11 protein-coding genes are annotated in these 9,662 nt (G+C 73.2%); 4 read left to right on the forward strand and 7 right to left on the reverse strand.

All coding sequences use genetic code 11. The features are described from left to right. The 5 genes from ACVMLK_RS17530 to rfaD form a co-directional block, all read right to left on the reverse strand. A partial coding sequence (locus ACVMLK_RS17530) for a hypothetical protein (RefSeq protein ID WP_457487134.1) occupies positions 1–958 on the reverse strand: 958 nt, incomplete at its 3' end. Between the two features lie 87 nt (positions 959–1,045). Further along, the gene (pgeF, locus tag ACVMLK_RS17535; protein WP_198365354.1) at positions 1,046–1,816 is read right to left on the reverse strand and encodes a peptidoglycan editing factor PgeF; all 771 of its coding nucleotides are present in this window, start codon (positions 1,814–1,816) and stop codon (positions 1,046–1,048) included. Continuing rightward, the gene (locus ACVMLK_RS17540; protein ID WP_457487139.1) at positions 1,813–2,802 is read right to left on the reverse strand and encodes a class I SAM-dependent methyltransferase; all 990 of its coding nucleotides are present in this window, start codon (positions 2,800–2,802) and stop codon (positions 1,813–1,815) included. Before ACVMLK_RS17540 ends, pgeF begins: the two co-directional genes overlap by 4 nt. Positions 2,803–2,855: 53 nt before the next feature. Then, positions 2,856–3,689, reverse strand: coding sequence for a prolipoprotein diacylglyceryl transferase (lgt, locus tag ACVMLK_RS17545; protein ID WP_457487135.1), 834 nt, complete (start codon positions 3,687–3,689; stop codon positions 2,856–2,858). 10 nt (positions 3,690–3,699) lie between these two features. After that, positions 3,700–4,692: an ADP-glyceromanno-heptose 6-epimerase gene (gene rfaD / locus ACVMLK_RS17550; protein ID WP_198365357.1), complete on the reverse strand. Its 993-nt coding sequence runs from the start codon at positions 4,690–4,692 to the stop codon at positions 3,700–3,702. A gap of 167 nt (positions 4,693–4,859) precedes the next feature. Between rfaD and ACVMLK_RS17555 the strand changes: the two genes are divergently transcribed. Then, entirely contained in the window at positions 4,860–5,471 is a 612-nt protein-coding gene (locus tag ACVMLK_RS17555; RefSeq protein WP_457487136.1) for an accessory factor UbiK family protein, read from the forward strand. A gap of 60 nt (positions 5,472–5,531) precedes the next feature. Here ACVMLK_RS17555 and ACVMLK_RS17560 read toward each other — a convergent pair whose 3' ends face one another. Together ACVMLK_RS17560 and purB are read right to left on the reverse strand one after the other, a co-directional pair. Then, positions 5,532–5,825 carry a hypothetical protein gene (locus ACVMLK_RS17560; protein ID WP_457487137.1) on the reverse strand — a complete coding sequence of 98 codons (294 nt, stop codon included), beginning with the start codon at positions 5,823–5,825 and terminating at the stop codon, positions 5,532–5,534. A 105-nt stretch (positions 5,826–5,930) separates the two neighbouring features. After that, positions 5,931–7,268: an adenylosuccinate lyase gene (gene purB, locus ACVMLK_RS17565; protein WP_198365359.1), complete on the reverse strand. Its 1,338-nt coding sequence runs from the start codon at positions 7,266–7,268 to the stop codon at positions 5,931–5,933. A gap of 156 nt (positions 7,269–7,424) precedes the next feature. On the opposite strand from purB, the gene ACVMLK_RS17570 reads away from it, so the two are divergent. The 3 genes from ACVMLK_RS17570 (at position 7,425) to ACVMLK_RS17580 (ending at position 9,571) form a co-directional block, all read left to right on the forward strand. Beyond that, on the forward strand, positions 7,425–8,060 hold the full coding sequence (locus ACVMLK_RS17570; protein ID WP_198365360.1) for a TerC family protein: 636 nt from the start codon (positions 7,425–7,427) through the stop codon (positions 8,058–8,060). A gap of 279 nt (positions 8,061–8,339) precedes the next feature. Beyond that, positions 8,340–8,972: a YjbE family putative metal transport protein gene (locus tag ACVMLK_RS17575; protein ID WP_422922615.1), complete on the forward strand. Its 633-nt coding sequence runs from the start codon at positions 8,340–8,342 to the stop codon at positions 8,970–8,972. Beyond that, positions 8,969–9,571: a hypothetical protein gene (locus tag ACVMLK_RS17580; RefSeq protein ID WP_457487138.1), complete on the forward strand. Its 603-nt coding sequence runs from the start codon at positions 8,969–8,971 to the stop codon at positions 9,569–9,571. The genes ACVMLK_RS17575 and ACVMLK_RS17580 overlap by 4 nt, the downstream gene beginning before the upstream one ends. Positions 9,572–9,662: the final 91 nt, after the last annotated feature.

Here is a 9,662-nt window from a genome sequence, read left to right on the forward strand (position 1 = left end):
GGATCGACCTGCCGACCATCGGCCCCTCCACCGGCGCCGCCGCCGCCGCCGCGGGCTTCGGCGCCGCCTCCGGCGGCAGCACGGCGTTCTGCAGCACCTCCCGGATGCCGCCCGCCGCCTGCTCGGCGACCACATAGGCGACGTCGCCCCACAGGCCGTTCAGCGTGCCGCGCGGCACCTCGTTCAGCTGCACCACCCGGCCCAGCTCGTGGCCATCGCGGCGGGAGACGATCCATTGCAGCTCGATGCGCTGCTGGCCCCCCGGCACGTCCACCGCCTTGACATCGCCCTGCACCGCGTAGGTGGCGCCCTCGGCGCCATCCTGCGGCAGGTAGCCGAGCCTGGTCAGGAAGTCGCGCATGCGGGCGTTCAGGCTGGTGTTGCCGTCGCCCGGCGCGCCCTTCACCCCGGCGAGCCGGATGCGCATCGGCCCCTTGCCGGCCAGGGCGGCGGGGTCGCTCGCCTTGCGCGCCGCCTCCACCCGGCCGAGCAGCTCGGCCACCGCCGGCGCATCCGCCACGGCCACCGCCTTGAACTGCGCCGCAGCCTCGCCGCCCCAGAGACGCAGCGGCACCGCCTGGCCCTCGGCGGTGCCGAGCGAGACGCCATCGGCATCGTGCAGCTCATAGCGCGGACGGACCGCCTGCCCCTGCCGCTCGGCGGTCACGGTCAGCGGCCAGTCGAGCGGGTTGGGATCGGTGGCGGCGGCGGGCACCTCATTGGCCTGCAGCGCCTCGGCCAGCTCGCGGGCGAAGGCCTGCGCGCCGGCATCGGTCAGCAGCGCCTGCTGCGGCGGCGGCACGGCGATCCGGTAGGCCGGCGGCAGCACCAGCCGCGGCGCGGCGCCGCCCGGATTGCCGGCATAGGGCCGCATGTCGACGCAGGCGGCGAGCAGCAGCACGGCCGGCAGGAGCCGCAGCAGCCGTGCCGCCTGGCGGCAGCGGTCAGACCAGCGCAAGGCAGGACACCAGCAGGGTCAGCGCGAAGAGGAGCAGGAACATCACCATGTAGGGCATGGGGGTTATCCGGGGGGCAATCCGGGGTGTCATCCGGGCGGGGCGATGGCGGAGAGCTGATGGCCGATCGGCCCCTCGCCGGCGAGGGTGCGTCGCCGGTGGCTGAAGAAACGGTCCGGCTCGGCCAGGGTGTCGGCCTGGACCACCGCCACATGCCCGGTGCCGGCCGCGGCGAGGCGGGCGGCACAATAGCCCGCCAGATCGAATTGCCAATGCCCCGGCCGCGAGGCGGCGGTGAAGAAGCGCTCATCCGCCGCCGCGTGGGCCAGCACGGCCTCGCGCAGGTCGGCGCCCACCTCGTAGGAGGGCTGGCGGATGCAGGGGCCGACCACGGCGGCGATGCGCGCCCGCCGCGCGCCCAGCGCCTCCATGGCGTCCAGCGTCGCCTCCAGCACGCCGGCCACGGCGCCGCGCCAGCCGGCATGGGCGGCACCCACCACCCCGGCCGCGCGGTCGGCGAAGAGCACCGGCCCGCAATCGGCGGTGACGATGCCGAGCGCCAGGCCGGGCCGGTCGGTGACCAGCGCATCGGCCTCGGGGCGGCGGGCATTGGGGACCGGCGCGGTCACGGTGGCGACGGTGATGCCATGCACCTGGTGCGCGCCGGAGAGCGCCGCGGCGGGCAGGCCGAGCGCCGCCATGGCGCGGGCGCGGTTGGCGGCCACCGCGTCCGGGTCGTCGCGGCCGGAGAGCGAGCAGTTGAGGCTGGCGAAGCCGCCGGTGGAGACGCCGCCGCGGCGGGTGAAGAAGCCGTGCGGCAGCCCGTCCAGGGCGGGGTCGGTGAGGAATTCGGCGCTCATGCGGTCTCGAAGCCCGGAAGGGGTGGCAGGCCAGGATGGCGGAGACCAGGGTGGCAAAGCGCCAGGGCCTTGAACAGCCGGCCCATGCCCTCGGGGGCGATCAGCCGCTGCGCCGCGGAAAGCTGCATCCCGGCGCTCTCCGGCCTGGCCCGGGCCAGCATGGCGGCGCGGGTGACGAGGCCGAGGGATTGCAGGAAGATCCCTTGCGGCAAGGGCCCGGCCGTGGCGGCGCCGCCGGCGCGGGCGGCGGCGGCGATCGCCGCGAAATCGACATGCGCGGTCAGATCCGCCTCGCCCGGCGCCGCCAGCGGATCGGCGGCGGCATGGCGGGCGAGGGCCTGCAGCGAGTCGCCGAAGCCGCTCTCGGCCGGCCCGTAGTCGAGGAACAGCGCGGCTCCCCCCTGGGCGGCGAGCCGGGCGCCGAGGCCGGCCGCCAGGGCCAGGGCGGCCTCGCCGACCTCCCGCACCGCGCCCTCGGGCGCCGCGTCAGGCAGGGGCGGCGCGTCCTCGGCCGGGCCTTCGACGAAGGCGCCGCCTTCCACGAAACGCTCCCGCCAGGCGCCGCCCCGGCGGACGAACTGGCGGATCGGCAGGGCGTCGAGGAACTCGTTTCCGAGGATCAGCGCGGGGCCGGGCGGCAGGCCCTCGGTCGCGTCGTGCCAGGTCGGGGCGGCGTCCGCCAGACGCGCGGCCTGGGCGGCGCGCAGCACCGGACTCTGCTCGACCAGATGCAGCCGCAGCGCGGCGCCGAAGCCCGGCATGACCTGGGCGATGGCGCGCAGCGCATCGGCCATCAGCGTGCCGCGCCCGGGGCCGAGCTCGACCAGCAGCACCGGGTCGGGCCGGCCCATCCGCTGCCAGAGCACGGCGGCCCAGAGGCCGAGGCATTCGCCGAAGGCCTGGGAGATCTCGGGCGCGGTGGTGAAGTCGCCGGCCGCGCCGAAGGGATCGCGCCGCGCGTAGTAGGCGGCCACGGCGCGGGCCATGAACCGGTCGAGGCGCTCCGCGCCCGCCCTGGACGCCGGGGCCACCACCGGCGTCACGCCCGCGCGCTGGCGGGTTCCGCCGCCGGGTCGGGCCGCGCCGCGATCATCAGCCCGAGGCCGATCAGCACCATCGGGATGGAAAGGAGCTGGCCCATGGTGGCGCCGCCCCCGGGGAAGCTGAAGAGGAAGCCGATCTGCGCATCCGGCTGGCGGAAGACCTCGCCGATCATCCGCGCCACGCCATAGCCCGCCAGGAAGGCGCCGGCGACGAAGCCCTTGCGCGCCCGCAGGCCGGGGACGCGGACCAGCATCTGCAGCAGCACGAAGAGACAGGCGCCCTCCAGGAAGGCCTGGTAGAGCTGGCTCGGATGGCGCGGCTCCGGCCCGGCATGCGGAAAGACCATGGCCCAGGGCACGTCGCTGACGCGGCCCCAGAGCTCGCCATTGATGAAGTTCGCCAGCCGGCCGAGGAACAGGCCGATCGGCACCACCGGCGTCAGCCGGTCGCCGAAACGGCGGAAGGAGAGGCCCTGGTTGCGGCAGTAGAGATACATCGCCAGGACGACGCCCGCCGCGCCGCCATGGAAGGACATGCCGCCCTTCCAGAGATACAGCGCCTCCCAGGGGGCGGAGAGGTAGTGGTCGGTCTGGTAGAACAGGACATAGCCGAGCCGCCCGCCCAGGATCACGCCGAGCACCGCCCAGGTCACGAAGTCGTCCACCTGCTGCGCCGTCGCCGCCACCGGCGGCAGGGCGGCAAGCCGGCGCATCAGCCGCCAGCCGATCAGGATGCCGGCGATATAGGCCAGGGCGTACCAGCGGATGGCCAGGGGCCCGATCTCGACCAGCACGGGGTCGATGGCGGGGAAGGGGATGGCGAGCAGCATCCGGCGGCCTTCAGCGATAGGGGTCGGGCTGGGTGAGGAAGTCCCGCACGTAGCGGCGGACGCCGTCCTCCAGCGCCGTCGCGGTGCCGTCGAAGCCGGCGGCGCGCAGCCGGTCCATCCGCGCCTGGGTGAAGTACTGGTACTTGCCGACGAGGTCGACCGGCATCTCGATGAAGGCGATCTCCGGCGTGCGGTCGAGCGCGGCGTAGATCGCGCGCGTCAGGTCGAGGAAGCTGCGCGCCGTGCCGGTGCCGACGTTGAACAGGCCGGAGACGTGGCGGTTGTCCAGCAGCCAGAGCATCACCGAGACGCAGTCATCGACATGCACGAAGTCGCGCAGCTGCTCGCCGTCGGCGATGCCCTCGCGGTCGGAGCGGAACAGCGTGGCCGGCGCACCGGTCATGATCTGGCGGAACTTGTGCAGCACCACGCTGGCCATGCGGCCCTTGTGGAATTCGTTCGGCCCGTAGACGTTGAAGAACTTCAGGCCGGCCCATTGCGGCGGGGCCGGGTAGCCGCGCCGCAGCAGCTCGGCGATGCGCCGGTCCGTCGCGTGCTTCGACCAGCCGTAGAGGTTGAGCGGGCGCAGCCGGGCCAGATGCTCCGGCGCCGCGTCGTCGTCGAAGCCCTCGGCGCCGTCGCCATAGGTGGCGGCGGAGGAGGCATAGACCAGCGGCACGCCGGCCTCGGCGCACCAGGCCCAGAGGCGCAGCGTCAGGGCGAGGTTGTTCTCCGCCACCAGGTCGCCGTCGCGCACCGTGGTGTCGCTGATGGCGCCGAGATGCAGGATGGCGTCGAGCTTCGGCCGGCTGTCCAGATAGGGCCAGAGCTGCTCGGGATGCAGGATGCCGGCGATGTTGTGGCGCGCCAGGTTGCGCCACTTCTCGCGCCCCGGCTCGCCGCCGCGCAGCCGGTCGCAAACCAGCACCTCGGCGTCGCGTTCACACAGGGCGGCGACGAGATTGGAGCCGATGAAACCGGCGCCACCAGTGACCAGATACATCGCTGTAGCCTTCCGCGACGGTGTGGAGCGGGAGGGAATGGTCGCCCGCCGGGCGCGCCGGGTATAGGCGTCCGGCCCCGATGGGGGCAAGCCGCCGGCGGCCCGGCCACCCCGGCCGACACAGGCAACAGGATCGGCGCTTCCGCCGGAACGAGGAGAGCAGAGCGATGGTGGAGTCAGGCACCGAGACGGGCCAGGGGAGCAATCCCGGGAGCAATCCCGGGAGCAATCCGGGGAGCGGTTCGGGGAGCAATCCGGGCGCGGGCGCCGGGCAGGGACCCGGCCGGCGCGGCCGGTTCTTCGACGACCTGGCCGGCATGGCGGGCGGCGCCTTCTCCGTGATGGCCGGCCTGCGGGCCGAGGTCGAGGCCATGGCGAAGTCGCAGGTGGAGACCATGGTGCAGCGCCTGGAGCTGGTCCGGCGCGAGGATCTCGACGCGGCGCTCGAGGTCGCCCGCCGGGCGCGCGAGGAGGCCGGCGCCCTGGCCGGGCGGGTTGCCGCGCTGGAGGCGAAGCTGGCCGCGGCGCCGGGTGGAACGGAGGCCGGCCTCTCCGGCGCGACCGCCTCCGGCGCCACGTCGCCGGAGGTCGCCACACCGGAGATCGCCACACCGGAGGTCAGCACGCTGGACCCGGCCGCGGACCCGACCACCGCCGCGGCGGGCGGCACTGCCCCGGCGCCGGGACCCAGGCCGGTGCCTGAGCCGCCGGAACCGCCCACCGGCAACCCGACGCCCCCGGGCGGATCGGACGAACCGCATCCGGCGCGGCTGGTCTGAGGGCCACGGCGCCGATATGTGCGGAAGGGGCGGGAGAACCCGCCCCTTTCTCATGCCGGCTCAGAACTGGAAGTAGACGCCCGGCGGCGGCCGGTAATGGCGCGGCGGTGGCGGCGGCGGATAATAGCCGTAGCGCGGCGGCGGGTGGTAATAGCGCGGCGGCGGCGGGCGGTAGTAGCCATAGCGCGGCGGTGGCGGCGGGCGGTGCCAGCGTGGCGGCGGCGGGCCGCGCCGCCAGTGGTCATGCACCAGCACCACCTCATCGGCCCGGGCCGGCGTCGGGCCCAGGCCGGTGGCCAGCAGCGCCCCCAGGGAGAGCAGGCCGGCCAGGGCCAGGTCACGCAAGCGAGGCATGATCGGTTCCTCCTGTCAGGGCCCTAATCTGGTCCTGGCTTGCGGCGGAACCATGGCCGGCGACGGGCGGCGGTGTGGCCGCCGTCACAAGCGCGTGCGCGGACCTCAGCCGGCGCCGAAAACCCGCGCGAAGATGGTCTCGACATGGCGGAAGTCGCGTTGCGGATCGATCGCCTTGTCGAGCGCCGCCGCATCCAGCCGTCCCGCCACCTCCTCATCGGCCAGGAGATTGTCGCGGAAGGAACGGGCCTCCGGCTGGCCGAGCGCGGTCCAGGTCGCCATCGCGGCGCGCTGCACGGCGCGGTAGGCGCCCTCGCGCGAGAGGCCGGCCTGCGTCAGGGCCAGCAGCACCTTCTGGCTGTGCACCACGCCGCCCAGGCTTTCCAGGTTGGCTTCCATCCGCGCCGGATAGACGGTCAGCCTGTCGATCATCCCGGTCAGCCGGGCGAGCGCGAAATCGAGGGTGATGGTGGCGTCCGGGCCGATGAAGCGCTCGACCGAGGAATGGCTGATGTCCCGCTCGTGCCAGAGCGCGACGTTCTCCAGCGCCGGCATGGCGAAGCCGCGCACCACCCGCGCCAGGCCCGTCAGGTTCTCCGACAGCACCGGGTTGCGCTTGTGCGGCATGGCCGAGGAGCCCTTCTGGCCGGGATGGAAATACTCCTCCGCCTCGCGCACCTCGCTGCGCTGCAGGTGCCGCACCTCGACCGCCAGCCGCTCGATGCCCGAGGCGATGACGGCGAGCGTGCAGAAGAAGGCCGCGTGACGGTCGCGCGGGATGACCTGGGTGGAGACCGGCTCCACCGCGAGGCCGAGCTTCTCCGCCACGAAGGCCTCCACCCGCGGGTCCACGGCGGCGAAGGTGCCGACGGCGCCCGAGATCGCGCAGGTGGCGATCTCCGCCCGCGCGGCGACCAGGCGGGCCCGGTTTCTCATGAATTCGGCGTAATGTCCGGCGAGCTTCAGGCCGAAGGTGGTGGGCTCGGCATGGATGCCGTGGCTGCGGCCGATGGTCGGCGTGTACTTGTGCTCCTCGGCGCGGCGGCGCAGCGCCGCGAGCAGCCGGTCGAGCTCGGCGAGCAGCAGGTCGGCGGCGCGGGCGAGCTGCACCGAGAGGCAGGTGTCGAGCACGTCCGAGCTGGTCAGCCCCTGATGCATGAACCGCGCGCTCTCACCGATGCCCTCGGCCATCCAGGTGAGGAAGGCGATGACATCGTGCCTTGTCTCCCGCTCGATCTCGTCGATCCGGGCGATGTCGGCCTCGGAGATGGCGGCGGCCAGCGGCGCGCCCTTCTCGCGGATCGCCGCGGCGGCCTCGGCCGGGATGGTGCCGAGCCGGCCCATCGCCTCGGCGGCCAGCGCCTCGATCTCGAACCAGATCCGATAACGCGAGGCGGGAGACCAGATGGCGGTCATCTCGGAGCGGGCATAGCGCGGGACCATGGCGGGCGATCCTTGTCGTCTGGGCCGGCCGGAAGCGGGGGCCGGCAGGGCGCGGAGGGGGGCGGGAGCGGCGCTGTGTGACGGGTTGCCGACAGGTTGACAACCCTGGCCCCGCACGCGATCAGCCATTCTTCTCTTCGCCCGGGAAAGCGACAAATGGATTTATCTGCCTGGATGCCTGAGCTGATCGCGCTCGGGCAGGTCCTCCTGATCGACCTCGTGCTGGCCGGCGACAATGCCATCGTGGTCGGCATGGCCGCCGCCGGCCTGCCGGCGGACCAGCGCCGCAAGGCGATCTTCTGGGGCATCGCCGCCGCGACGGTCATGCGCATCGGCTTCGCTGCCATCACCACCCAGCTGCTCGCCATTGTCGGCCTGACCTTCGCCGGCGGCGTCCTGTTGCTCTGGGTCTGCTACAAGATGTTCCGCGAGCTTCAGCGCGGCCATCAGTCGGAGGTGACCGAGGCCGAGCTCGAGGCGCAGGGCGAGGCCGCGCAGACCGGCGAGCGCAAGACGCTGCGCGGCGCGATCATCCAGATCCTGGTCGCCGATGTCTCCATGAGCCTCGACAACGTGCTGGCGGTGGCCGGCGCGGCCAAGGACCACCTCTACATCCTGGTCATCGGCCTGGCCATGTCGGTGGTGCTGATGGGCGTCGCCGCCACCTTCATCGCCAAGCTGCTGGAGCGGCACCGCTGGATCGCCTGGGTCGGCCTGCTGGTCATCCTCTATGTCGCGGTCGAGATGATATGGAAGGGTGGCGGGGAGATCCTGCCCTTCATCACCGGTTGAGGACCATCGGTTGAGGATCGGGTCGCGCACCGGCGCGGCCTGACGGAAGGGGCCGCTCCCGCGAGGGGGCGGCCCTTTTTCGTGCCGGTTTGCAGGCGGGCCGGCCGGAGCGCCGAAAATGAGCCCGGTTCCGCATCGGATTGCCCCTCCGTCATGCGCCGGACGCCTCCGCCTTGACGGGGAGGGCCGTCTCCCCGAGCGTTCCCGCCCCTTCCTTCCCGGTCCGTGGCGCCGTGCCGGGCGGCGCCGCGGCCCGCCATCGACACTGAGCGAGGAACTATGGACGCCTTCACCGGCATGCTGCCCGCGCTGGCCGAGATCATGTGGCTGAACATCATCCTGTCGGGCGACAATGCCGTCGTCATCGGCATGGCCGCCGCCGGCCTGCCGGAGCGGCTGCGCGCCAAGGCCGTGCTCTTCGGGGTGATCGCCGCCGCGGTGCTGCGCATCGTCTTCTCGATCTTCGCCACCCTGCTGCTGGAGTTCTGGTGGATCGACCTGGTGGGCGGCCTGGCCCTGCTCTACATCGCCTGGACCTTCTTCCGCGAGCTGCGCGGCGGGGCGCAGGAGGCGGAAGGTGGAGCGCATGCCGCGCCCAGGGAGAAGTCGATCGGCCAGGCGCTGTGGCAGATCATCCTCGCCGATGTGTCGATGAGCCTCGACAACGTGCTGGCCGTCGCCGCCGTGGCGCGCTCCAACCTCACCCTTCTGGTCATCGGCCTCGGCGTGTCCATCGTCATGATGGGCCTGCTCGGCGGCCTGCTGGCCAAACTCCTGGACCGGTTCAAGGTCATTGCCTATGTCGGCGTGGCGCTGATCGCCTATATCGGCCTGGAACTTCTGTGGGAGGGGCTGCTGATGGCGAATGCGACACTGCAACTGGGGCTGAACCTGCCAGGGGTGGCGCATTGAGGGCCGGCCTGCTGGCGGCCCTGCTGCTGGCGGCCTGCGCCGCCCAGCCCTCCGGACCCATGCCCGGGGACCGTCCCGGCCTCGACGAGGCGCTGCGGCGCCTGCCGGCCTCGGCCGCCGGCTTCAGCCGGGGGATCACCACGGATATGGAGGCCGCCCAGCCCGGCCAGGGCCGCGCGGTGGACTATGCCACCGACATGCGCAACGGCGTGGCGGCCCGCGCCGCCATCGCCTCGGTGATCATCTACGATCGGGGGCATCCCGCCCTGCCACTCGATACCCCGCCCGCCGTCATCGAGGCGCAGCTGGACGAGGGGGTGCGGGACAGCACGACCCCGGCGCCCGGCAAGCAGATGGCCGAGAGCCACCGGCGGGACCTGCCGGTGGCGGGAGGCGCACCGGTCCGCTGCGCCACGCTGGAAGGCAGCTATGGCCGCACGGCGATGTGGCAGCAGATGTGCGTGGGCCTGGCCGCCGGGCGCTTCGTCAAGGTCTTCGTCGCCGTGCCGACGCGGCAGAAGGACCTGATCGACATGGACGCCGACGGCTTTACCCAGGCGGTGGTGGGCGCGTTGCGCGCCGCTCCGGCGGGGCGCTGAGGCCCCGCCCGGAGCAGGCCGGGTTCAGCGCCGGGGGCTCAGCGCTGGCGCGGCCAGTCCAGCCGCGGCTCGGCGCGGCCGCCGCGCGACC

The sequence above is a fragment of the Teichococcus aerofrigidensis genome (assembly GCF_054073225.1).

Bases quoted from the DNA above. Each gene is read 5' to 3' on its own strand.
- pgeF (WP_198365354.1), bottom strand. From the start codon at position 1,816: ATGAGCGCCGAATTCCTCACCGACCCCGCCCTGGACGGGCTGCCGCAC.
- ACVMLK_RS17540 (WP_457487139.1), bottom strand. From the start codon at position 2,802: ATGGCCCGCGCCGTGGCCGCCTACTACGCGCGGCGCGATCCCTTCGGC.
- lgt (WP_457487135.1), bottom strand. From the start codon at position 3,689: ATGCTGCTCGCCATCCCCTTCCCCGCCATCGACCCCGTGCTGGTCGAG.
- rfaD (WP_198365357.1), bottom strand. From the start codon at position 4,692: ATGTATCTGGTCACTGGTGGCGCCGGTTTCATCGGCTCCAATCTCGTC.
- ACVMLK_RS17555 (WP_457487136.1), top strand. From the start codon at position 4,860: ATGGTGGAGTCAGGCACCGAGACGGGCCAGGGGAGCAATCCCGGGAGC.
- ACVMLK_RS17560 (WP_457487137.1), bottom strand. From the start codon at position 5,825: ATGCCTCGCTTGCGTGACCTGGCCCTGGCCGGCCTGCTCTCCCTGGGG.
- purB (WP_198365359.1), bottom strand. From the start codon at position 7,268: ATGGTCCCGCGCTATGCCCGCTCCGAGATGACCGCCATCTGGTCTCCC.
- ACVMLK_RS17570 (WP_198365360.1), top strand. From the start codon at position 7,425: ATGGATTTATCTGCCTGGATGCCTGAGCTGATCGCGCTCGGGCAGGTC.
- ACVMLK_RS17575 (WP_422922615.1), top strand. From the start codon at position 8,340: ATGGACGCCTTCACCGGCATGCTGCCCGCGCTGGCCGAGATCATGTGG.